The 24,803-nt window shown below is 36.3% G+C and carries 22 protein-coding genes; 16 read left to right on the forward strand and 6 right to left on the reverse strand.

Features of this window, described 5'->3' with window-relative positions:
- The first annotated feature begins 33 nt into the window (after positions 1-33).
- Complete coding sequence (locus WD055_00610; GenBank protein ID MEX0848712.1) at positions 34-1,140, forward strand: DUF5092 domain-containing protein; 1,107 nt, start codon at positions 34-36, stop codon at positions 1,138-1,140.
- Here the strand turns inward: WD055_00610 and WD055_00615 are convergent.
- Positions 1,129-3,351, reverse strand: a complete 2,223-nt coding sequence (locus WD055_00615; GenBank protein ID MEX0848713.1) for an ATP-grasp domain-containing protein — start codon at positions 3,349-3,351, stop codon at positions 1,129-1,131. The two genes, WD055_00610 and WD055_00615, sit on opposite strands and share 12 nt — an antisense overlap.
- Before the next feature lie 183 nt (positions 3,352-3,534).
- Between WD055_00615 and WD055_00620 the strand changes: the two genes are divergently transcribed.
- The 3 genes from WD055_00620 to WD055_00630 are packed head-to-tail and all read left to right on the forward strand — an operon-like array spanning position 3,535 to position 4,763.
- Positions 3,535-3,882 (forward strand): hypothetical protein, encoded by a 348-nt coding sequence (locus WD055_00620; GenBank protein MEX0848714.1) that lies wholly within the window; start codon positions 3,535-3,537, stop codon positions 3,880-3,882.
- On the forward strand, positions 3,883-4,461 hold the full coding sequence (gene orn / locus WD055_00625) for an oligoribonuclease (GenBank protein MEX0848715.1): 579 nt from the start codon (positions 3,883-3,885) through the stop codon (positions 4,459-4,461).
- Between the two features lie 14 nt (positions 4,462-4,475).
- Positions 4,476-4,763 carry a GIY-YIG nuclease family protein gene (locus WD055_00630; GenBank protein MEX0848716.1) on the forward strand — a complete coding sequence of 96 codons (288 nt, stop codon included), beginning with the start codon at positions 4,476-4,478 and terminating at the stop codon, positions 4,761-4,763.
- 685 nt (positions 4,764-5,448) lie between these two features.
- Here the strand turns inward: WD055_00630 and priA are convergent.
- On the reverse strand, positions 5,449-7,416 hold the full coding sequence (gene priA, locus WD055_00635; protein ID MEX0848717.1) for a primosomal protein N': 1,968 nt from the start codon (positions 7,414-7,416) through the stop codon (positions 5,449-5,451).
- A gap of 63 nt (positions 7,417-7,479) precedes the next feature.
- On the opposite strand from priA, the gene WD055_00640 reads away from it, so the two are divergent.
- The 3 genes from WD055_00640 (at position 7,480) to polA (ending at position 11,774) form a co-directional block, all read left to right on the forward strand.
- A complete protein-coding gene (locus WD055_00640) occupies positions 7,480-8,163 on the forward strand; it encodes a methyltransferase (protein ID MEX0848718.1) in 684 nt (227 codons plus the stop codon).
- A 100-nt stretch (positions 8,164-8,263) separates the two neighbouring features.
- Positions 8,264-8,944 (forward strand): methyltransferase, encoded by a 681-nt coding sequence (locus tag WD055_00645; GenBank protein MEX0848719.1) that lies wholly within the window; start codon positions 8,264-8,266, stop codon positions 8,942-8,944.
- Positions 8,945-9,011: 67 nt separating this feature from the next.
- Positions 9,012-11,774: a DNA polymerase I gene (gene polA, locus WD055_00650; GenBank protein MEX0848720.1), complete on the forward strand. Its 2,763-nt coding sequence runs from the start codon at positions 9,012-9,014 to the stop codon at positions 11,772-11,774.
- On the opposite strand, the gene WD055_00655 is transcribed toward polA, so the two are convergent.
- The gene (locus WD055_00655) at positions 11,775-11,909 is read right to left on the reverse strand and encodes a hypothetical protein (GenBank protein MEX0848721.1); all 135 of its coding nucleotides are present in this window, start codon (positions 11,907-11,909) and stop codon (positions 11,775-11,777) included.
- A gap of 607 nt (positions 11,910-12,516) precedes the next feature.
- Here WD055_00655 and rpmA point away from each other — a divergent pair.
- The 3 genes from rpmA (at position 12,517) to rho (ending at position 15,646) form a co-directional block, all read left to right on the forward strand.
- On the forward strand, positions 12,517-12,774 hold the full coding sequence (gene rpmA, locus WD055_00660) for a 50S ribosomal protein L27 (GenBank protein MEX0848722.1): 258 nt from the start codon (positions 12,517-12,519) through the stop codon (positions 12,772-12,774).
- Between the two features lie 112 nt (positions 12,775-12,886).
- A complete protein-coding gene (secF, locus tag WD055_00665) occupies positions 12,887-13,783 on the forward strand; it encodes a protein translocase subunit SecF (GenBank protein ID MEX0848723.1) in 897 nt (298 codons plus the stop codon).
- A 249-nt stretch (positions 13,784-14,032) separates the two neighbouring features.
- Positions 14,033-15,646 carry a transcription termination factor Rho gene (rho, locus tag WD055_00670; protein MEX0848724.1) on the forward strand — a complete coding sequence of 538 codons (1,614 nt, stop codon included), beginning with the start codon at positions 14,033-14,035 and terminating at the stop codon, positions 15,644-15,646.
- Between the two features lie 73 nt (positions 15,647-15,719).
- Here the strand turns inward: rho and WD055_00675 are convergent, their stop codons facing one another.
- A complete protein-coding gene (locus WD055_00675) occupies positions 15,720-16,271 on the reverse strand; it encodes a hypothetical protein (GenBank protein MEX0848725.1) in 552 nt (183 codons plus the stop codon).
- 254 nt (positions 16,272-16,525) lie between these two features.
- Here WD055_00675 and WD055_00680 point away from each other — a divergent pair, with 254 nt between their 5' ends.
- The 6 genes from WD055_00680 to WD055_00705 all read left to right on the forward strand — a co-directional run bounded on the left by WD055_00680 (position 16,526) and on the right by WD055_00705 (position 23,041).
- Positions 16,526-17,521, forward strand: coding sequence for a hypothetical protein (locus WD055_00680; protein MEX0848726.1), 996 nt, complete (start codon positions 16,526-16,528; stop codon positions 17,519-17,521).
- Between the two features lie 52 nt (positions 17,522-17,573).
- Positions 17,574-18,470, forward strand: a complete 897-nt coding sequence (locus WD055_00685) for a hypothetical protein (protein ID MEX0848727.1) — start codon at positions 17,574-17,576, stop codon at positions 18,468-18,470.
- A gap of 36 nt (positions 18,471-18,506) precedes the next feature.
- Positions 18,507-19,034, forward strand: a complete 528-nt coding sequence (locus tag WD055_00690) for a hypothetical protein (protein MEX0848728.1) — start codon at positions 18,507-18,509, stop codon at positions 19,032-19,034.
- Positions 19,035-19,060: 26 nt separating this feature from the next.
- The gene (locus tag WD055_00695; protein ID MEX0848729.1) at positions 19,061-19,879 is read left to right on the forward strand and encodes a hypothetical protein; all 819 of its coding nucleotides are present in this window, start codon (positions 19,061-19,063) and stop codon (positions 19,877-19,879) included.
- Between the two features lie 255 nt (positions 19,880-20,134).
- Positions 20,135-21,742, forward strand: a complete 1,608-nt coding sequence (locus WD055_00700) for a tetratricopeptide repeat protein (protein MEX0848730.1) — start codon at positions 20,135-20,137, stop codon at positions 21,740-21,742.
- Between the two features lie 207 nt (positions 21,743-21,949).
- Positions 21,950-23,041, forward strand: coding sequence for a tetratricopeptide repeat protein (locus WD055_00705; GenBank protein MEX0848731.1), 1,092 nt, complete (start codon positions 21,950-21,952; stop codon positions 23,039-23,041).
- Here WD055_00705 and tsaD read toward each other — a convergent pair.
- Positions 23,038-24,060, reverse strand: coding sequence for a tRNA (adenosine(37)-N6)-threonylcarbamoyltransferase complex transferase subunit TsaD (gene tsaD, locus WD055_00710; GenBank protein ID MEX0848732.1), 1,023 nt, complete (start codon positions 24,058-24,060; stop codon positions 23,038-23,040). The genes WD055_00705 and tsaD overlap by 4 nt on opposite strands.
- Before the next feature lie 5 nt (positions 24,061-24,065).
- Complete coding sequence (locus WD055_00715; GenBank protein MEX0848733.1) at positions 24,066-24,761, reverse strand: hypothetical protein; 696 nt, start codon at positions 24,759-24,761, stop codon at positions 24,066-24,068.
- Between the last annotated feature and the right edge of the window lie 42 nt (positions 24,762-24,803).

Consider the following 24,803-nt stretch of genomic DNA (forward strand, 5'->3'; position numbering starts at 1 on the left):
TCGAACTGTATCGACTTTCCGGAGGTTATTTGTATGAAAAAAAGTATCTTCATATGTTTATTGATATTTCAATGCATATTTTCTGCCGATCACGGTGATCATGAGAAGCCAATGATTGTGCGTGGTAAGGTTGTGAGTCATCTTAATTTAGATCGTGAAGAGCCAATTTTGGATATTGTGTTTAAAAAACATATAAAAGAAAATGATCAAAAAGGATTAGCTTCTATTGTTGCGCGTGTGAAATCAGATAATCAGCATGTAATATATTATGATGCATATCAACTGAATAATTTAGTCTTTGGTCAAGATTCGGTTGGTCCGCTTACAAAAAGAGTGGAAGATCCACAGAGTAAGAAATTAATAGATGAAATTCGTTATTTTATTTTGCATTCAGAGCATGATCCGTCGTTTGTGACGATAGGATCAACGAGTGGGATGCAGCAGCCAAACCGAAGGTTATTTGTTCAAACGGTATTGTATGCAAATAATCCTAATGTATTGCCAAAAGATCGAGCATTAGCTCATGTTGAAGTCGGGAGAAAATATGCATTAGGGCATGGTGTCAACAAGGCTGATGCGCAAAATGCATTATATTGGTATCAAAAGGCTATAGATCAAGAAGTAAATAAAAGGGCGCAAGCGCGAGCAAACTATGGTATCGCAAAAGTGTATCATCAGGGGCTTGCAGGAGTACAAAAAGATTATGCGAAAGCTGCGGAATATTATCGTAAAGTAATTGATCAATTCGATAGTATTGGTTCACGTGAATGGGGAAAATTTAATTTGGCTCGTATATTAGAGTTGGGCGGACATGGTCTTAAAGCAAATTGGAGTGAAGCGTTGCCATTATATCTTGATCTTGCTCAGTATGCTACAATTCCTGAAGTAAAAAAACAGGCCTCAAATGTTACAGCTATTTATTATTTAAGAACCGAAGAATTAAAGAAAAAGGCTTTAAAAGAGTATTCTGATGAAAATCGGCATTTGCCGATCAAGTATGATTCTGATGCTGAATTATCAGGCGAAGGAACTGTAGCGCGGCCGGAAGATGATGTTGCTCCAGGAGTAGATGAGCTTCTTCCAAATGATGATACAGGAGAACATAATAGTCCTAGATTAAAAGAAAGTTTAGGGTCTTAACATTTTGCTTTTCTGAAAGTTTTCAGCAGGTTTTTGTTGAGTATGTTCTTTTATGCCGAGCGTAACAATTGTATCGATGAAATCCATAGGCTGTATTCCTAATTCAGCGGCTTGATGAAATAGTACAGTAGCAGGTGTCATGCCAGGTAATGTGTTTGCTTCAATAAAGACAATACGTTGTTTTTTTGTAGGGCTTTCTATTTCATTTTGGTAAAAACAGTCGATGCGCGCATAGCCCTTACAATTTAAAGTTGCATATATTGATTCAATTTCATGTTGTATGAACTGTAGTGTTTTTTTTGGTAATGGAGCGGGTGTTTGATTTTCTCCTGCACCGGGCAAGAATTTTTCTTCGATTGATAAAATATCAGCAGAGCTCAAGGCCTGGCTTGGTGGTAATGCTTGTGCTTTTTCATTGCCAATGCAACCAACGGTCAATTCCATGCCTGTTATGCATTCTTCTATCAGTGCATATCTTTTTTTATGGAAAAATAAATTTTGTAATGCATGAACAATTTCATCTTTGTTTTTTGCTTTTTGCACCATCATGCTGCATCCGTCATCGTGCGGTTTGATAATAACCGGCAGCGGAACTGTATTGGTAATATTTTTTATAATTTCCTCTCGTTGATTTAAAAAGTCGTTTTTTTCAACCAACAGATTTTTTGGAACATTGAATCCTTGTGCATGGAGGAGGTTACATGTTTTATATTTATCCATACACAGTGCGCTGGTCAAAACAGCAGAGCCATTATAAGGAATACCAAGCATTTCTAAAGCGCCTTGCACTGAGCCATTTTCTCCTTCGCCTCCATGTAGTCCAATAAATACAAAATCTGCAATAGCAGGCAAATCTGCCCATTTAATTTTTGTATCATGATTTAATAGATTTTCTATCTCTTTTGTTGAATTACGAATGAGGAGTTTTGGGCCGATAGGAAACAGTTCAAGTTTGCTGGAAACAAAAATAGTTGTCACTTCATACTTTGTAGGCGAAAGTTTATAGGCGATGTTACGTCCGGATTCGAGTGAAATTTCACGTTCATTAGATCGTCCGCCCAAAAGAACAGCTATCCGTGTTTTTTGTAGAGGCATTTTGTCTTCTTCTTTTTTTTCTTGTTTGAGTAATGGTTCAAGCATTCCATATGATTGCAGTTCGGTTTCAATCAAATGATTTATGACATCTGTATGGCTTAAGTGGGATTCGGCTGCTTCACGAAAAAGAAAGCTTGCAGGTCCCATCCCCGATAGACTGTTTGGGTCAACGATAATAACTTGATTGTCTTTTGTTAGAAATCCATCAATGCGTGCAATGTTGGTGATTTCTAAAATCTGTGCAGTTTTGACGCAGATTTGCTGTATTAGGTTGATTTGTTCATCATTGCAACGTGCGGGGGTAAACTTTGATGCACGGCCCGGCATATATTTTTGGTCATAGCAAAAGAAATGAGAATTGGCTTCAGGAACAATTTCTGTTGGCATTAATGGCATGATGGTATTGGTTTTATAATCGGTCAAACTAATGCATGAGAATTCCATGCCCTCTATTTTTTCTTCAATGAGCACCGGTTGTGGTTTGTGAGCGATATAGCAAGCATTAATAAGGGCATTTTGTAATGTATTGCTATCAAATACAATATGCACTCCTAGGCTAGATCCTTCATAGCACGGTTTTATAATTAATGGGAAATTGAGGTTGTTTTCTTCTAGCTTTGTCATTATTGCATTCATGTTGTTTTTAGTTTTAATTGCTGCAATCTCTAATGGATAGATGTTGATGCCGCGGGGGACGGTTATGCCGTTTTGGTGAAGTATTTTTTTTTGAATTATTTTATCCATACATAGTGCACTTGCAAAAACATTAGATCCTAGATAGGGAATGTCTAGAATTTCTAAAAAACCTTGTAGTCGGCCATCTTCTGCAAACTGTCCATGCATTGCAATAAATATAAAATCGACACATTTTTTTAGGTCATCCCAAACGATTGATTGAGCTTCGTTTTTTAGGCGATGTACAAAATCTGTTATTTTTCCACGATGTAAAAAGTGCCAAGGAAGCAAAAAAAGTTGGCCTGAAGTTGTTTGAAATAAAGGGATTATATCATAGCGGTGTGCATCTAAATGATCGCATACAGTGCGTCCTGAGTTAAAAGAGACCTCATTTTCGATTGATTTACCACCCATTAAAACACCAACACGTAGCTTATGCATACCATCCTTTTTTTGAAAACAGTCGCTTTATTGCATCTAGAACATGATCGTACTCAAAACTCTATACAACTGCAAGAAAAAAAGCTAAAACTGTGTTATATTAGTATATTCAGAGAAAAACATTGTTTTTTTGTGAATATTCGTTTTTTTAATAAGTCGTCAAGGACACAAGGAGTATATTGCATGACATTACTGATTATTTTTATATGTAGTTTTGTTCATATGGTGATAAGTGCTTCAGATTCATTAACATTGTCCAAATCTCCTTCTGTTCCTATAGAAATGAGTAATAAAAATTTGGGAATATCCCTTAGGCACGGTAGTGAAAGCGATCAAGAAAATTCTTCTCCTGAGTTGTTTAGCAACTCTATAGGGAGTTATAAAGGTGAATGGTCTCTTGAGGCTATGCGTAGTAGTTTAGAATTGATAAGAAAGAAAAAAACTGAAAAAGAAAAGCTTAAAGAAGAGACAGAATCGGATCAAGATGAAAGTCAAAGTGACGATGAGTCTATGTTTGAATTGGAACTATAAATGAAAAAAGCAGTAAAGGTAAATCGGTTCATTTGGATTGATTGCGAAATGACCGGTCTTGAAATACAAAAGGATGTATTACTTGAAATAGCAACGATTATTACTGATGTTGACCTTAATATCATCGCTGAAGGTCCTGAATTGGTGATTCATCAATCAGATAAACATTTGAATGCGATGATTCCACTTGTGCGAGACATGCACAAAAAATCCGGATTAACAGAAGATGTCCGTTCTTCTGTGGTTTCATTGGATGAGGCTGAAAAACAAACATTTGAGTTTATTCAAGAATATTGCAAAAAAGAAGCGGGTGTTCTTGCGGGTAATACCGTTTGGCAGGATGCTCTTTTTTTAAGAAAATATATGCCGCGCATTACCAATTTCTTGAATTATCGTATTGTTGATGTCAGTTCGGTGAAAGTATTGGTTAATCAATGGTATCCAAAAGATCCTTATACTAAATTTGAAAAAGCAAAAACACATAGAGCTCTTTCTGATATTCGTGAATCTATTGCAGAGTTGCGTCACTATAGGAAGTACTTTTTTAGAGTCGATTCTGTAATGATGAAAGAATCATAAGCTAAAGTTTTGCTATGCATCAATACTACGTTTACATTTTGTGTTCTAAAAAATATGGGACTTTATATATCGGCGTTACAAATGACATAGCGCGTAGAATTTATGAACACAAGCACAAACTTGTTCCTGGATTTACATCTAAATATGGTATTAATGAGTTAGTCTATGCTAAAGAATACCGTTATATCAGTGAAGCGCTTTTGCATGAAAAAATGTTAAAACGTTGGAAGCGTGCTTGGAAGATTCGCTTGATTGAGGAGTCAAATCCTGACTGGATAGACCTTTATTACCATTTAAATTAATTGTCTCATGAGCGAATTCTATATCCTTGCTCTTTTATATTCTTTTCTTAGTGGAAGATTGCCTTTCTTTGTCATTCCTGCGGAGGCAGGAATCCATAAAAGATTGTTTATTATATTTTGTCACCTCTGTGCAGGCCTGTGTATTCACCCACATTTTATTCTTAAAAAATATACCTTTTTGTTTTAGACTTTTTCATATTCCTAACTCGCGCTTTCCTAACTCGCGCTAAATTCTCCGTCCTGTCATTCCTGCGTAGGCAGGAATCTATAGTAAATGAAATAAATTCTTTAAAAAATATTCTTTTTTGTTACTTGTAATTGTCCTTATATAGTTTGTAATTTCTATGCTATTTAATCGTAAAAGTTTTTTATGGATTCCTGCCTTCGCAGGAATGACAGGGGGAGAGAGGCTTTGTTATTTTGTATGATAATTATTTTGAAAGTAATTTCTTCTAAAACAAGCTTTAAAATTAAATTCGTCTCAAATTATTATTTAAAATATTGTAAAAAATGTGGGAAATGCATAGGCACAGACAAGGATCCATAAAAAAGTCTGCAGAATCAAATGACATAGATGTTGTAAATTATATAAAAGTTTTTTCTAATGAATTTATTTCATTTACTATAGATTCCTGCCTGCGCAGGAATGACAGAGAGGAGAGTCGATTCTGTAATGATGAAAGAATCATAATGGATTTGGTGTAAAGTATATCGAACTTTTATATTGTTTTTTATTGAGTGCATTGAACAATCTATATGCGTGATGCATGTTGTCAGTTTTCAAGTATATTACGCGCGAAAAGCAGTTTTTGATCTTGTGAACCGGTGGTTTTGCCGGACCTAAAATAGTTGCATCCAGTTGGTCGTTTTCATTTGTTATAAACAGTTGGTCAATGATTTTATCCGCATCTTTTATTACAGCAAGTTCACTTTGTGCACGTACTTCTATTTCAATCAATCGTGTGCATGGTGGATAGTTAACTTCTTTGCGTGTTTCAATCTCTTCGTTGTAAAACTGTAAGTAATCAATTTCTTTCATATAGCTAAATGCATGATGCTCTGCCATCGCTTGCAAAATGACGAGGCTTTCATCTGTTTGTCGACCCGCTCGTCCGGCAACTTGAATGAGTTGTTGTAATGTTGTTTCAGTCGCATTATAGCGAGGGAAATGTAAATTCAAGTCTGCCCAAATAATTCCAACCAAAGTCACCTTAGGAAAATGGTATCCCTTGGTGATTGTTTGTGTGCCAATTAAAATATCAATATCGCCATTACTAAAGTCATTCATAGTTACTTTCCATTCTTTCTTCTTGGTGCTTGTGTCCATGTCTGCTCGTGCAATGCGTGCGTAAGGAAACAACTTTTGGACTATAGTAACCAGTTTTTGTGTACCAACACCTTTTTTAATAAAATCTTTTTCCGGCGCTTGGCAAGTAGGGCATTCAGCAGGCAATGCACGAGAGTATGCACAATAATGACAATGTAAATTATTGTTTTCATGTAATGTTAAGCTGACCGAACAGTTTTTGCATTCAAAAATAAAGCTGCACGATTTACATTGTACAAAAAAGCTGTGTCCGCGACGATTTAAAAACAGAATTGTTTGCTCTTTTTTGTGTAGTCTATCTTTAATGCTATTCTGCAGATCTTGGCTGATCCAAAAGTTGCGTCGTTGTTTTTTATCATTTAAGGTAACGATTTTAATTTTGGGAAAATGACCGGCAAATCGTTTTTTGAGCTGAAAAAAATGCCATCCGCGTTGTTTAATGTTGTATAATGTGCTGACCGATGGCGTTGCTGAGCCTAGTACAATAGGGATGTTATGTAGTTTAGCGCGCATAATTGCAGCTTCTTTGGTGTTTGTTTTTGGATGTTTTTTTTCTTGATAACCAACTTCATGCTCTTCATCAACAATGATCAATCCTAGATTTGGTAATGGCAATAATACCGGTACATGCACACCGATAATTACTGTCGGTTGCCGATTGAGCAGGCGTTGCCAAATCGTTTTTTTATCTTTTGCGGCAGATGCTGAATGAAAACTTAATAATACAATTTCTTGTGGAAATTGTATTTTCAGTAAACGTTCAAACTGCAGTGCTAAAGTGACTTCTGGCAGTAAAAGAAGGGTGGTTTTATTTTGTGCGTAAGCATGTTCAATCAATTTTTTATATACTTCTGTTTTTCCTGACCCGGTCACTCCATGGATCACCGTGGGCGTAAAAACATGATCTGTTATTTTTTGTTGTACAAAGTCAAAAGCAGTTTGTTGTTCATCGGTTAAAGTAACCGATTGTATTTGTTTTGTTTGTTCATCAGGTTGCATAGTGTTGCTTATCGGTTTTTGTGCAACAAATTGATGTATGCGTTTTAAATAATAGGTTGGTTCTGTTTGGTAGTATTGTGCTAGATGTTGAATAAACGGCATGTAGTGAGGATCATGTGGAAGTTTTTCAATACCTTCAATGGGCCGAATTTCAAAATTGCTGTTCGGTTTATAGTTAAAAGTACGTAACACTAAAGCTTGCGCAATGCGTTTTTGAATGGGAACGCGCACAATAGAGCCGGTTAAATCTTTTTGTGTAAGATTTGCAGGGACTTCATACAGTAATGGTTGTGGAAAGCCTTTGAGTAAGCGAACTTGAATGAACATATATACATGTTACTTCAAAATGCGTTATTTTTGTATATATATGTTTAAAAAAAGGATATTACCATGTCAATATGGCGCTTATTTGCTTTAGTATGTATTTTTTTTGTTATGAGTATAACGTTCTATTGTTATTTCTATTATGGCGATTGTATTTTCTTTGGGCGTTTTTTATGGCAACCAAAGCAGACCGGCTCAATTATGCCAACTTCGCGTATTGCAGCAACTGAATTGATTCAACCAATGTTGGCAAAAGATGGCCCGCGCAATATTCTTGAAGTTGGTGCCGGTACCGGACCGGTAACTGAAGTTGTCGCGGAGCATTTACGGCCTGAAGATAAGTTCGATGTATTGGAATTGGATGATGTATTATGCGATTTATTGCGTGATAAATTTAGTGCATATGAACAACTGGATATTCATTGTGTGCCGATTGAGCAATGGGATCCGGGTTATCAATATGATGTAATTATTTCCACGGTCCCTTTGACTAATTTAAATTCTGAGCAAATTCAGCCGATATTACATCAATTTGAGCAGTTAGCAAAGTCGAATGGTGTGATATCATATCTTGAGTATATCGGTGGTATGCAATTAAAACAGTTGGTTGCGACAGAAGAGCAAAAAATTGAAATGCAAAAAAAAGAACAATTGTTCGATACATTTAAGAATAAACATAAAACAGATACAGTTTCAGTTTTAGTTAATGTGCCGCCAACTTATGTACATCATGTGAATATGTTAAAATAAGTAAGTAAAAAAAGTTAAGCTCTTGACGAATTGTGTTGTTCCCTTACAATTGCAACAACGTTAAATCATTTTTTATTAAAAACAGTTACTTAAGGGCGCAATGAAAAGACAGCTTTTATTTTCAATTTTATTGTCAGGCGTTACATCGTTATATGGCTATGATTTTTATGGCAATTATCTTTTTTTTAAACAGTCAATGCATGATATGAGAAAAATTGGTGCTATTATGCCAACATCGAGATCTGCAGCCAATGAGTTGGTGCGTCCATTATCATTTAAGGTTGGAGCACGGAATATTTTAGAAGTTGGTGCAGGAACCGGTGCAATTACCGAGGTTATTATTGCTCAATTAACACCGGAAGATCGATTTGATATTATCGAAATTGATCCGGCATTGTGTCAAATCTTGCACAAAAAATTCGGTCATCTTGCTCATGTTCATATTAATAGCATGTCGATTGAACAGTGGAATCCAGGCTATACATATGATGTAATTATCTCTACTATTCCATTGACCAATTTGGCAATTGAAGATATTGAGACCATTTTTAATCATTTTCAATATCTTGCTGCACCGGGGGCTGTGTTCTCTTATTTGGAGTATATGTCTGCTCCATTAAAAAAACTATTTATAAACAGCCAAAAAGCTGCAGTATTGCAAGAGAAACTACAGTATATGCATGATTTCAGGGGGCAATTTCGTAGCAATTCTGTGAAAGTGTTTGTTAATGTGCCGCCTACCTATGCGCATCACATTGTGTTACCGGGCAAATTGGCATAGATTGGGAACAATGAGCTTTGTATGGTATAATGGGGTAAAGTATCCTTGTTATAGAAAGCGCTAAAAAATGAAGAAATTTGATCCAAAAAAAACCATATTTTTAATTGATGGAAGCTCTTTTTTGTATCGAGCTTATTATGGCTTGCGTCCGTTGCATACAAAAGCAGGAGAGCAGGTTCAGGCGGTTTATGGCTTTATACGTATGATCAAAAAATTGATAGATCAATTCAAGCCTGAGCATATTGCTTTAACCTGGGATTCCCCCGGCAAAACAACACGTCATGATATGTTTGATGAATACAAAGCAACGCGTCAAGCGCCGCCAAGTGATCTGTTTGATCAAAAAGAACATATCAAAACTTTTGCTGATTTAATTGGGCTCAAGCAAATTGCAATGCCCGGCATTGAAGCTGATGATATCATGTATTCTATGGCATGTGATGCAAAAAAACAGGGTTTTGATGTGGTATTGATCACTTCTGATAAGGATATGGGCCAAATGTTGGATCAAAAAACCTATATTTTCGATACATTCAAAGATGTTATGCTTGATGTCAATTCATTTGAGGAAAAAATGGGTTTTCCGGTTGCTAGATTGCCATTCTATTTTTCATTATTGGGTGACAGTTCTGATAATATTCCTGGAGTACGTGGTATTGGCAAAAAGGGCGCATTGGAACTTGTGCAAAAATTTGATTCTCTTGAAGATGTCTATAGTCGGCTTGATGAGGTGCCAAAGCCTCGTATGCGCACAGCTTTAGAAAATAATAAAGATAATGCATTTTTAAGTCGCGACCTATTTTTATTGCAATATTATCCATGTGAAAAAATCATTGCTGATGTGGCATTTAATCCAAGCGATTGGGCAAATGCTCGGCCATTGTTTGCCCAGCTGAATTTCAAGAGTTTGCTCAAAAGTTTAAATGGGCTTCCTGTCCCAGGTAATGTTGGCGAGCAACAACAATTGTTATTTGGTACAACTGCAGATAGTCCACAACAAACCAAAAAAAAACGAATTGATCATCAATTTAAAAAAGTAACAACAGATGCTGATTTACAACAGTTAGCTACTGCATTAAAAACAAAAAAAACTTTTGCGTTGGATACAGAAACAACCGGTATAAAACCGATGAGTGATCCAATTGTAGGGATTTCATTTGCAACTGAAGTGGGAGATGCTTGGTATGTTCCATTTGGTCATGCTACTGATGAAGAGCAGCTTACTCAACAGCAGGTGTTTGATGTTTTAGGGCCAATTTTACAAAATCCTGATTATAAAAAATATTTGCATCATGCAGCATTTGATATTGCAGTATTATGGCAAGCGGGTGTTGAGCTCAAAGGTGTTGCCTTCGATACGATGGTTGCAGCAAAATTGGTTAATAAGTCATGGCAAAAAGCAAGTTTAAAAGCTCTTTCAGAGTTTCATTTAGATGAAATTATGCTCAGTTATCAAGAGGTGGTGAAAGATAATAAATATCGTAATTTTTCATATGTACCCCTTGACTTGGCAACACAATATGCAGCGGCCGATGCGCATCAAACATTAAAGCTTCAAGAAGTATTGTATAAAGCACTTAAGCAAGAAGATTTAATTGAGCTTTATGAGCAGATCGAGCAGCCATTGCAAGATATATTAATTTCAATGGAGCAGGAAGGTGTTGTTGTTGACGTTGAAAAACTGAGTCAACTGGGCAAGAAAGTGAATGCCGATTTAATAGAAATTGAAGATCATATTATTAAGGCAGCCGGCGATAAATTTGCCGGAATTAATCTTAATTCGCCAAAGCAAGTGCAGCAGTTGTTGTTTGATGAATTAGGTTTGCCGCCACAAAAAAAGAGCTCAAAAGGCAGTTTTTCAACTGATAGTGAAGTGCTTAAAATTTTGGCGAAACTGCATCCAATTCCCGGTATGATTTCAAAATATCGAGAATTGGCGAAATTAAAAAATACCTATATTGATGCATTGCCTACTTATATAAATCCTAAAACAAATAAGATACATACAAGTTTCAGTCAAACTGCGGTAGCAACAGGGCGTTTGTCCAGTTCTGATCCTAATTTGCAAAATATCCCTGCAGATATGCATGGTTATGGAATTGAAATTCGTGCAGCTTTCAGGCCAAATGAAGGCGATGTTTTTGTTTCGGCAGATTATTCACAGGTTGAATTGCGCGTAATGGCTCACTTATCACAAGATGAAAGCCTTAAAAGCGCATTTGCTCGTAATGCTGACATTCATGCGGAGACTGCAGCTCGTTTGTTTAATGTTTTGCCGGATGAAGTTACGCATCAACAGCGCCAAATTGGTAAGCGTATAAATTTTAGTGTTTTGTATGGTATGACTCCTTATGGACTATCTAAAGATTTGGGAGTTCCTTTTAAGGATGCAAAGCAATATATTGATACTTATTTTGAACAATATCCAGGCGTTCGTGCATGGATGGATCAAGTGGTAGAGCAAACAAAAGAGCTTGGTTATGTTGCCACAATGTGTGGACGTCGTCGTTATCTGCCCGGTATTTACGAATCTAATAATGGATTATACCAAGAAGCGGTGCGGGTTGCGGTCAATACAGCAGTTCAAGGAACAGCTGCAGATATAATGAAAATTGGTATGTTGAAACTGGCCCAAGCATTTAATGAGCAACAAGTTCCTGCAAAGATACTGTTGCAAATACATGATGAATTGTTGATGAGTGTGCAAAGAGGATTTGAAATACAGGCAGGGCAGATTGCGAGCAATATGCTTGAAAATGTTGTGCTATGGGATGTCCCATTGCAAGTTACAACACGTATCGGTGCTGATTGGAAAGAAGTGACAAAGTAACTATTCCGTTGTTTTTTTTGCTTTTTTTTGCTTAGGTTTAGTTGTATTGTTTTTGTTTTTAGGTTCCTCTTCATGAGGTGTATTAAGCCACTGGCCTAAGCTACTTTTTGGTTTTGATTTTTCTTTTTTTTTCATTTTTTTTATCCTGTTTTATTTTATTTGGTATAGCTTCGTGTGGGGCTAAATTTTTATCGAAAGTGTTCGATTTAAAGATTTAAATAAGTAAGATTCAGCCGGAGACAAGCTCCAGCTGAATCTGCTAATGTATTAGGCAGGAACGTGGCTATTTACCACAAGATGTACATTCTTGCTTATCACAACCACAGTTGTCCTTGCATCCATCGCCGCAATCACATTTGCAGTGCTTACAGGCTAGAGTAAAATTAAAAGCTTTCATAGTAAGCTCCTTGTTTTTAATTAATTAAATAAAGATTACATAAAGGCTTTCGCCCTCTTCTATCTTAAAAGATAACAAAATAGTTTTCTATTTGTAAATAATTGCTTGTCTTTTAATTGACTTAAAGGTTTTGCCTTAATATTAAAAACAGGTAATTATAGGTGTTTTTTTAATGTTACTAACTGATCTATAGTCAAATATTAAAGAGGGTTTTTTTTAGGTGGAAAGGTTTTTGACTTTTGTTAACGATTCGGCTATAGTATCCCTATATAGAAACAAATCCAGTATTCAGATTTCTTTTGAAAACTAAATAAATAAAAATAAATAACCTGTAAAGGAATTGCGGTGGCAACCAGTAAATCGGGTGGAAGTACCCAGAATGGAAGAGATAGTCAAAGTAAAAGACTTGGTGTAAAACTTTTTGATGGACAAAAAGTTACAGGTGGCGAAATTATCGTACGTCAACGCGGTACAAGAGTTCATCCAGGTAAATCTGTAGGTCTTGGTAATGATCATACGCTTTTTGCTAAAGCACCAGGATTTATTAAGTTTCATTATGGTCATAAAGGCCGAAAATACGTTTCAGTTATTCAACACTCATAGTTGTTTATTTAAATATATAAAATTTTAATGGACAGAACGTTGAGTGCGTCGTAGAATAAAACTCTGTTATGAAGTTACATTGTACTAAAAAGTCTAGTTGACGGAGAGTCTCATGATTAATATTTTGCAGTATCGCAAATTGAGTGCCATAGTTTCACTTACCATTTTATTAGCAGCCGGTGTATTGTTTGTGTATCGCATGCAAACACGAGGCTATGCGTTTACTTATAGTGTTGATTTTACAGGTGGAACGCAGATTTTACTTAAATTTAATAAAGATACTACAGCTTCAGATATCAACAGTGCTCTCAATGAAGAATGGCCAAATGCTGTTTTACGTCAATTTGAAAAAGACGAATATTTAGTACGTGTGAAAGAATTCTCTAATGACCCGCAGGGCTTATCAGCACGCATGGTTGATGCAATAAAAAAAGCTCATCCAGATTATGAAATTACAGTTTTAGAAAATGAAGCTGTTGGAGCTGGCGTTGGACAAACGCTGCGTTATAAGTCGTTAATGGCGATTTTTTATGCATTATTAGCAATGCTTGGATATATTGCTGTTAGATTTTGGTCGATTGGCTTTGCCGTTGGTTCTGTTGTAGCATTAATACATGATGCGCTTATCATGCTGGCAGTGTTCTTGATCTTTGGCCGAGAAATTTCAACTAATGTTATTGCAGCTGTTTTAGCCGTATTAGGCTACTCTATTAATGACACGATCGTTATCTATTCTCAAATACGAGAAAATTTAAAAACTTTAAATCGCTCTTCGATTTATGATATAGTTAATATAAGTTTGAATCAGACTATGCGCCGTACTCTGTTGACCAGTATTTCTACCGGTTTGACTGTTGGGGCAATGTTTGTATTAGGTGGTGAAGCGTTACGAAGCTTTTCTTTAGCGCTTTTAATAGGTATAGTTTTTGGTACTTATTCATCTATTTTTATTGCAAGTCCGATTGTTATGTTCTTTTATAGAAATAAAGATAAAACAGTTTTGCAATAGATTAATATCAATTTAAGAATGTATAAAAAAATATTGAATTATTAGATGAGCGTTCAGAAATAGGTTGACAGGGGACATAGGTATGTCTTCTTAGGTCCTATTTGAAGAAAAAATTTTGTGTGCGCTTTTATTTTAGTTTAGTATTTTTATCAAAATTATTATTTTTCAAATCAATGATCATCATGGTCAAAGGGGGCCATTCATGTCAATTAATTCAGGATTACTTTTTCCTGCGACAAGGAGGCATTAATGAAGGTGCGTGAAACGATACCAGTTACGAGCGAATCTACCAAAGATGAGGTGGCTAAGCCATCTACGGAAAAAAATGTGGCTGAAAAAGCTACTAAGCCAAAATTGGTAGCAAAGAAACCAAAAGATCCTGCAGTTGTTCCCGTTGCAGAATCATCAAAAAATAAAAAACTATCTACAGAAGTTCCTTCTGTAAGACCGGTCGAACAAGAAGCTGCTCGACAAGTGTCTGACGAAAAAATAAAAAAAGAAGAACGTAATCAAAGAGTTCATGAAGTTAAAGGTGGAAACAGGCGTCCTGTCCATCAAGCTGATCACCGTAATAATCAACAAAAGCCGCATCGTTTTGAGTCAAAGAAGCCTGTAGAAGAACGTTCATTTAATGATTTAGTTAATTATGCTCGTCGATTTGGGATTGTTGGCGCATTGTTAATGCGTAAGCCAGAGTTAGTTGAAAAAATTAAATATTTTGAAGCTCATCCTGATCTTGAAATAGAGGTTGAAGGAGTGCTGGAGCGCTTGCCGGATGGATTTGGTTTTTTGCGTTCATCAAAATTTGATTATGTTTCAGGTCCGGATGACATTTATGTTTCTCCGTCTCAAATTAGACGCTTTGGTTTGAAAACTGGTGATACAATAAGTGGTATTATTAGAAAACCAAAAGAAAATGAGAAATATTTTGCGCTTCTGAAGATAAGTAAAGTAAATTATGATGATCCATCAAAAATTAGTGACCGCATTCCTTTTGAGCGCTTATCTCCATGGCATCCTACTAAGAAGTTTAATTTAGATTATGATCCAACTGTTATTTCAACACGTATTATGGATCTGTTTTCTCCTATAGGTAAAGGACAGCGTGGTTTGATCGTTGCTCCTCCAAAAGTTGGTAAAACAGTATTGTTAAAAGATTTAGCTAAAAGTCTTATTACTGAGCATCCGGAAGTTCATTTGATTGTTTTGTTGATTGACGAGCGTCCTGAAGAGGTTGCTGATATGAAAAAAACAGTTCAAGGAAGTTCAGCTGAAGTTATAAGTTCTACTTTTGACGAGCCGCCAGAGCGTCATGTTGCGGTTGCTGATATTGTGCTTGAAAAAGCAAAGCGTATGGTTGAATCAGGCAAGGATGTGGTTATTCTACTTGATGCTATTACTCGTTTGGCACGTGCATATAATGCAACGGCTCCTGCATCAGGAAAAGTTTTGAGTGGTGGTATCGATGCTAATGCATTGCAAAAACCAAAACGTTTCTTTGGTGCTGCACGAAACACCGAAGAGGGTGGTTCATTAACCATTATCGGTACGGCACTTGTGGAAACCGGTTCACGTATGGATGAGGTTATTTACGAAGAATTTAAAGGTACAGGTAATATGGAAATGCATATGACGCGTAAACTTTCCAATCGTCGTATCTATCCTGCATTTGATATTTTGCAATCAGGAACACGTCGAGAAGATCTCTTACAGCCTGAAGATATGCTCAATAAAGTATGGGTATTGCAGAAATTCCTATCTACTATGAATACTATTGAAGGTATGGAGTTCTTGATTAGTAAAATGAAAAAAACTAAAACAAATCAAGAATTTTTAGATGCAATCAATAAAAAAGCAAGTTAATTGATTGTAGAATTAGATATAAAAAAGGCTCGCAATTTTGCGAGCCTTTTTGCTTTGAGATGTTTTTTTTTGGCTAGTGTAACCAGTAATTGCCTAAAAGTGCAGCAGCAGCTATAAATGTGGTGCCAATAGTAGCCATCACTGTTTCTTTGCTTTTTAATTCACCGGAGTGTTCTTTTAGGTTTTGATAAGAAAGCAATGCGCCCAATCCGGTAATAACAGAGCAAAAGAATCCTTTGAATATATGAGCGGTTGAGGATTTAATTGACTCTCTAACTTCGTCACCGAGCCTTTTTGGTGTAGCATCTATGGTTATTTTTAATGGCTGTACAATTTCTGTTGATAGTTGTGTAATGCGTTTCTTTGAAAGTGTATCAAGTTGTCCCACTGTGGTTTCTAATGTCTGTTCAGTTTGGTGTAGTGCTTGTATTATAGGGCGAGAGATCATAGTTGCTTGGTCAAGTTGTTTATCTTGTCCTTCTTTTTTTTGTTTTCTTTCATTTGCGTTTTGCATTGCTTGAGCCATTTCTTTTCCTTTACCCGGTGGTAAATTTAAACCGCTAAACATTGCATGATTAACTGTATAGATAAAGCATACTAAAGATAAAATATAGATTCTTTTCATGAATAATTTCCTTATTATGTGATTTCGGTATTATATATTGTGTATACAATTATAAACTATGTTAAGTTAATGAAAATAGGTGTATTTGCTGTTTATTTTTTAAAAAAAAGTTAGAGTTTTTTATTAACTTTCGATGTAAATAGTACTTTATTTTAATGTAAAATTAAATGTTAAAAAAAATGTTTTCTTGGAAATAAGTATATCCCTTATGTATGATATATACAAAAGGGATTATAAAATAAAAAGTAGATACAATGAAAAAAAAGACGATTCCGTTATCATTATTATGTGTGTTGTTTTATTCAAATGCACTGTTGTGTGCTGATCCTTTGGCGATTCAAGTATTGGATTCTGATGCGGAACGTCAATTGATGATGATAGATGTGCGCAAGGAAATTGCCTCAGGCGCTCAGATTCATCAAGCTCTTTCATCTGGTAAGGATAGTCAGATAGTTCAATTTCAAGATAATTATCCGGAAAGTATTAGGTCATTTGTTTGGTGGGTATATGCAAAGGGCCAAAAAAAGTTTTCTGAAGGAACATTTGTTGTTCAAGATACGCCAACTTTTTCAATTCTTACTTTCCTAAAGAGTTGCCCGGGAGTTTATGAGCGTTGTTCTACGCATTTTAAGTATAATGTAGAAAAAGAGCCACAGTTTGGTTTTGATATTGCTGACTTGCCAACTCAAACAACAAAGCGAACCATTTTATTTGGTAAGGCCGGTAAAGATATAAAAAAGCAAGCTGATCTGATTTTTATTAAGCCGGAAAGTTGGGGTACTGCAACATGGGGGCATTGGATAATGCACTCTTTGCAATTGCCGCTTTGTGTTGCTCGTAAAGTACCTTATTTACAATATCTGGCAGGTACTGATGATGATCCGGGATATCAAAAAGAGCGGATACCAAATGATGTATGGTATGAATTTATTGATCTCATAGCTCAAATACAAAGTGTTGTCGCAGAAGAACATAAAGTTAAAGGTGAAGATTTTATTGCAAATGCGTATCAGCGAGGTATTGCTTATATGATTTCAGTATTAGATGATCTTGTTGTTCTTGATCAAGAAGTTGCATTAAAGGTATCTCTTTTTATCAAAAAACTTAATGAACGATTTGATCATACAGATAAACGTTATGGTAATGAAGTGGTTATTGTACTTGATGAGGTTCAAGAGATTTGTCCTGAAGTGATTGAGAAGCTTGCTCAGGAGCATCTTCAGCGATATCCCGTGAAGATTTGTGCATAGTTAATTTCAAGCGTATACTCCTTTGTAGTTAATTTTACTTACGGAGTATACAATGCAAAAAAAGATCTTGTTTTTATATTGTTTTTTATTTTGTACATTTGCTTTTTGTGCAGATCAACAACAAAAAGAATTGGCAAGCAAAAGACGCTTGTTTCAAGAGGCTGATGAGCACTATAATCAAGGATTGTTGTGGCAGCAAAGAAATGAGTTAAAAACTGCGGCCTATTGTTTTACACAAGCAGGGATAAAAAGTAAAGATCATTTGTTGGGTGCTACTGTGCATCTTGCTTATTATCATACGCTTAAACGAACAGATTGTGTGATTGCAGATGCAATTATTAAGGCAGCAAAAGCATTTTTTGAAAAAGCTGCTAATGCTCAATCTGCGGCTGAAAAACACCCTCTTTATTGGCCAGAAATTCAAAAATGTTTTGAGCTTCCTGAAGTTGTGCCTACAAAAAATGGATCAACTAAAAAAAGGAGATCTGCTGAAAAAGGTAAAGAGGCAAAGGATGAGCAAGCGTCACAAACACTACCTAAAAAAATAAAAACTGCTGAAGATTATTATAAGGAAGGGATGGTCTTTCAATCAAAGGGCGATATTCCTGAAGCAGCTAAATGTCTTATTCGAACAATGGAGATGAGTTCAAATACTTATGGATTACGTGCCGGGGTCCCATTAGCCTTTTATTTTTGCCAAAATAAAGATGGCGGCGTTATTACCCATTGTCAAATGCGTTGGATAAAAAGTCATTTACAAAAGCCTAATTATGCAGAGCGTGCGGCAAAGCAGTTTCCTTATTATTGGCCTTCAATTAAACGTTATTTTGATGTATATGATAAAAACAGGGTCAAGCGGGCTCCGGATGAAGGAACTTCAGCAGAATTAGAAGAGAATGCAGAAAGACGATTAAAGCGTAAGTGTACGCAAGCTGATGAAGATGTATAATATATATGCAATATAGGTGATTATAAAGGTTTTGCTATGTTTTATTTATTATTTTTTTTCTTTTTTTATAGTGAATTAACGGCTGCTGATCCAGCATCTGCGGATAATGAGTTGAATCGTTTATCTATTGCAACAAGTTTAATGGAATCCGGGCCGTGGTTAACGCGCAATAAAGAACGATTTATTGGTGGAATGCATTATCTGGGCATTGTGACCGTTTTGCAACAAAAAATCGGGACCAGTTTGAATATGCGTGAACATGTCGACTTATTGGGGCGTATTTGTGGATATTATCAAGGTGTTGGTTGGGACAGCATTGCGCAAGAAGAGTTATATGAAAAATTACGTGAAGTTGATGTACATGCTAAAATGATGCGACAATATGAAGATCGTTATGATGCACTTATTGCTCGGCCGGTTTTGCAAATGTCTGAAAAAAGGCATTTGCATATAGCCGAAGATCCGCGGGCAGATAAACGAGTGAGAGGAAATCCAGTGGATGTATTGCCAAATAAGTATACAAATGAAGATGAAGTCATAGCGATGGTGACGACACCAGACTAATTATTTATTTTTATAGGAAAGATGTAATGCTACAGAGGAATAAGTACAGTATAAGCATTTTTTTTTGGATGAATGCTCTTTTTGCTTGTGATCCTAATTCATTAGGGATATTAAAAATCTTGCCTAATCATTCAATTCGTATGCCAGAAAAAAATGGTGTAATACAGATTGTAGAAAAAATAAATCTTGAAGATATTGATGTGATTGTGCATGAGCCATTTATAGAGGCTGCTCAAGATCGATGGGATAATGGTTTGCCATGGATTTTGGCTGCAGTGTTGAGCTTGAACAATAAAAATGGTCTTTTGTGGCGAACATATTATGATGCATTGGGGCTTAATCGATGGTTACTAAGTGATGAATATGAAATGCGTTATGCAGTTGATCCTCTCAATAGTTTTGAAATCATTACGATTGATTATTTAAGTTTAGAATCTAAAGAAAAAGAATTTATTCATTTAGGAACGTTTGATCAATTACGTACTGATGATAAATCGGTTTTGAGATTGTTTTTTAAAGTGGATGTAGAATCGGATGTTGAGGCGATGGATGAGTTGGGTGTATTTTTGTATAGCGAAAAAAAAGATGTTTCGGGAGCTTATCAGTGGTTCAAAAAAGGTGCTGAAAAGGGATCCATTTATTCTATGCTCAATATCCTTGATCTTTGTGTGCATCATAGAGATTCGATTGTTTTAAGTGCTGCCGAATGTGCTCATTATGTAAGTCAGATCAATAAAAAAGACCATATTGATGAAGTTCATAGTTATAAAATGGGGACAATTCGTCAATATGGTAATGATAGATGGAGTAATATTCGGTGTCTGTTGAATGGGAATGGTGCCTGATCTTTAAATGTGCATTTTCGATTCTGGTTTAGTTGCTGCTGAAAAACGGAAGCGTTAAAATATATCCAAGCTTAGATCATCGAATTGGTTTTGCTTTATGATGAGCTGCCAATCTAATCAATTTATGTTCAAGTATCGATTCTTAGTTTTTTACCTGAATCTGGCTATGAGCTTTTTCCCTTGATCTTTACCCTTTGAATATTGTATAATTGCATTATATATAATCGCATTATTTAAAAAAAAGGCTCTTTAAAGATGAATTTTATAGAAAAAGCTTTTTTATCGTTGTTTCTTATCAATGCTTTGGCATATGCTGCTGATCCGCAAGCGCAAATATCTGCTTGGAAGGCTTTACCGAAAGGTTCGTTAACACTTTCTGAAAAAGTCAAAATCGCTGAAGAGCGAGGGCAAATAAAGAAAGATGATCAAGGGAACCTCATTGAACAGATAAATTTTGATGCTGACGATTATATTATATTAGATTCATTTCAAGAGCTTGGGCTAGCGCAGTACGAAAAAGGGTTGCCTTGGGTTTTAGCCGCAACAATAACAAAAGAGGGCGAAAGCCTTTGGAGGGATTATTTTGATGCGCAGGGAATTAATAATTGGCTATTAAATGAGCAATTTAGATTGAATAAGGCCGAAGTTATTCATCCAGTGACGAAGCGCCCAATTATTACGATTGATTACTACAGTCTTTTTCCAGGTAAAGAAGAGTTTGTATATATTGGCAATCTTGAACAATTAGTAAAAAATGATCCTCAAAAGATGAGATTGTTTTTGCAAGCAGCTAAAGGTAATAATCAGGATGCAATGACAAATTTAGGGGTTTTGTTATTTGAAGAAGGAGATATTGCAGGGGCAAAAGAGTGGTGCAAAAAAGCGGCCGATTTAGGCAATACAGATGCAATGACAAATTTAGGGATTCTGTTGTTTGAAGAAGGAGATATTGCAGGGGCAAAAGAGTGGTACCGAAAAGCGGCCGATTTAGGCAGTGTGGTTGCAATGACAAATTTAGGGATTCTGTTATTGCAAGGGGGAGATATTGCAGAGGCAAAAGAGTGGTACCGAAAAGCGGCCGATTTAGGCAATACAGATGCAATGACAAGTTTAGCGTTTTTGTTGTTTGAAGAAGGAGATATTGCAGAGGCAAAAGAGTGGTGGAAAAAAGCGGCCGATTTAGGCAATGCAGATGCAATGACAAGTTTAGGGCTTTTGTTGTTTGAAGAAGGAGATATTGCAGGTGCAAAGGAGTGGTACCGAAAAGCGGCCGATTTAGGCAATGTGATTGCAATGAAAAATTTAGGGGTTTTGTTGTTTAACGAAGGAGATATTGCAGGTGCAAAAGAGTGGCTTGAGAAAGCGGCCGATTTAGGCAATGCAGATGCAATGACAAATTTAGGGATTCTGTTATCGCAAGGGGGAGATACTGTAGAGGCAAAAAAGTGGTACCGAAAAGCGGCCGATTTAGGCAATGTAACTGCAATGAAAAATTTAGGGGTTTTATTGTTTAACGAAGGAGATATTGCAGGTGCAAAAGAGTGGCTTGAGAAAGCGGCCGATTTAGGCAATGCAGATGCAATGACAAATTTAGGGATTCTGTTATCGCAAGGGGGAGATACTGTAGAGGCAAAAAAGTGGTACCGAAAAGCGGCCGATTTAGGCAATGTAACTGCAATGAAAAATTTAGGGGTTTTATTGTTTAACGAAGGAGATATTGCAGGTGCAAAAGAGTGGCTTGAGAAAGCGGCCGATTTAGGCAATCCGGATGCAATGAGCAATTTAAGGGCTTTACTGGCAAAAGCAGAAGATGAGTCCCAAGAGAATGAAGATGAAGTTCCGGCTGCTGCAAAAGTAGGCTAAAAAACATCCAGGCTTAAATTATCAAATTTGTTTTATTTTGTTTTATGATGAGCTGCCAATCTAATCAATTCATGTTCAAGTATCGATTCTTAGTTTTTTACCTGAATCTGGCTACGAGCTTTTTTTCTTGATCTCTATCCTTTAGATATTGTATAATTGCATTATGCATAATCGTATTATTTAAAAAAAATAACAAGGCTCTTTAAGATGAATTTTATAAAAAAAGCTGTTTTATCGTTGTTTCTTATCAATGCTTTGGCATATGCTGCTGATCCGCAAGCGCAAATATCTACTTGGAAGGTTTTACCGTTTCCTGCGATAAAAGTTGCAGAAGGTGATGGGCAAATTAAGCAGTTCGAGCGAGTGGATCTTAATGCCGTTGATGGTATTGCACGAGAGACTTTCAAAAAGATGATTGCAGAGCAATGGGAAAAAAAATTGCCTTGGGTTTTAGCCGCAACATTAGATATTGACGCCGAGGGTAAGTTGTGGCGCTCTTATTTTGATGCATATTCAATAACTCGATGGCTGTTGAATAATCGATTTCAACGAATTGCAGGCAGGAGAAATCCTTTGACGGGGCGCCCAATTGTTATGATTGATTATTTCAGTATTAATCGTTCGGATAAAAAATTTAAACATATCGGTACCCTTGCGCAATTAGTAAAAAATGATCCTCCAAAGGTGAGATTGTTTTTGCAAGCAGCTAAAGAAGGTGATAATCCTGATGCGATGTTAGGTTTGGGGCTTTTGTTGGAAAAAGATGAAGACATTGCAGGGGCAAAAGAGTGGTATAAAAAATCAGCTGATTTGGGCAATCCTGATGCGATGAATAACTTGGGAGTTTTGTTGGCAAAAGATAAAGATATTGTAGGGGCAAAAGAGTGGTGGCAAAAAGCAGCTGATTTAGGCAGCGCAGTTGCAATGCTTAATTTGGGGCATTTGTTGGTAAATAATAAAGAGGTTGTAGAGGCAAAAGAGTGGTACAAAAAATCTGCTGGTTTAGGCAATGCAGTTGCGATGAATAACTTGGGGGCTTTGTTAGCAAAAGATGGAGAGATTGCAGAGGCAAAAGAGTGGCTCAAAAAAGCAGCTGATTTAGGCAATGCAGTTGCGATGAGAAATTTGGGGATTTTGTTGAAAAAAGAAGGTGATATAGAGGGGGCAAAAGAGTGGTTAAAGAAATCTGCTGATTTAGGCAATACAAATGCGATGATTAATTTAAGGAATTTGCTGGCAGATGAGTCCCAAGAGGATGAAGATAAAGTTCCAGCAAAAAAACGGGCTCGTATTGATTAAAAAATATCTAAGCTTAAGTCATCAAACTTGTTTTGTTTTGCTTTATAATTGGCGACAAAGGCGATCATAGCTGCGTTATCAGTACAATATTGCGGTGAGGGTGAAAAAAACGTTAACCCACGTTTTTCGCAGAACTCGCTTAGTTGCTGCTTAAGATACTTGTTGCAGGCAACGCCACCAACAAAAGTGACGGCTTTTACTTTAGGGTAAAGTTGAAGTGCAAGTTTAAGTTTGTTTTTAAAAATGTCGCCCATGCAAACGAGTAATGAACTTGCGACCTCTTTTTTCAGTTGTTTGTCATTATTTTTTAAAAAGGTTTTTGTTTTCAGATCAAAAGCATCTCGTTTAACCAGGTCATAAAGTACCGCCGTTTTTAAACCAGAAAAGCTGAAATTTATCATATTTTGTTTTCCGCGAGGATAGCTATAAAAATCTTTAAAGTTTGCCTCACGGGCCAAATTTTCCACGATTGGGCCACCTGGGTATCCAAGGTTGATAAGTTTAGCAATTTTATCAAATGCTTCACCGGCTGCATCGTCAATTGTCTGTCCAATTATTTCATACTCGCCGAAGTCTTTAATTAAATACATTGAGCTATGCCCACCCGATGCGGTCAAGCAAATATGCGGGAACGGCACATTATGCTCAATCATTGATGAGAATGCATGTCCTTCAAGATGATTAACGCCGATGATCGGAATCTTTTTTGCGTATGCGAGTGCTTTTGCAAAGCTTACACCAATAAGTAATGAACCTGGCAAGCCGGGCTTGCTTGTGACTGCAATAATGTCGATATCATCTAATGTTTTGTTTGCTTTTTGTAATGCTTCTTGCACAATAGGTTTGATTTTTTGTACATGTGAACGAGATGCGATCTCAGGAACAACGCCCCCGTATTGTTTATGCAGATCAATTTGTGAAAACAGAACGTTTGAAAGCATGCCGTCTTGTTCATTATAAACTGCAGCTGCAGTCTCATCGCATGAGCTCTCAATTGCTAAAATGGTTGGTTGTTTCATAATGATTAAGCTGTGAGTGCAATAATGGTTTTATGTGGAATATCATGTTTTATTTGTGTATTTTGTTTGGCATGAATTGTTTTTAAATCAAGTGATGACAAGATAAACTGTGCTGATACATCATGCAGTTCATCAGGTGTTAACTGATGTAAAATCTGTTCATTGAGTACAATTTTTGGTAATTCCAGCGCATTGCCTCCTTCAACATTCTGTATCAGGTTGGGATGATAATGCACGATGATTGCATTGTCCGGAATGCGCATATCATCACGTAATGCTTTTTGTGTAATTTCCCAACTACCTAAAGCATTCAGATCAGTCTCAGGGGTGATCTTGGTGGTAATCTCTCTGTTGGGGTTGAATTTTAAATGAAAGAGTTTGTAGGGGCGGCTTTTGCATATACGTTGAAACTTTATGGTGTTTTGCTCAGTAACCCACTCAATATCATTGCTGATTAACAAAAAGAATTCATTACGCATTTTATACTCTGAAATTGCAAATGAGATTTGATGTGTCTCTTGTTGTATTTCAGTAATAATTTGATCGCCGGCATAATACACTGCCACCGGTTCGGTTATTTTTGTGTCGTATGGGAATTTTACTGTACCATACCAAAGAGCTTTATCAGCCGCAAGGTAGGCGTCAATATTGCCAAAAACAGTTGGCAGTAGGACAATGCTAAAAATAAGGGACTTGTTCATGGGTATACCTTTTTTGTATTTAAGCTATACTTACACATATAA

The organism is Candidatus Dependentiae bacterium, from assembly GCA_040878395.1.
In the GTDB taxonomy this organism is placed as follows: Bacteria; Babelota; Babeliae; order Babelales; family Vermiphilaceae; genus JAKBEL01.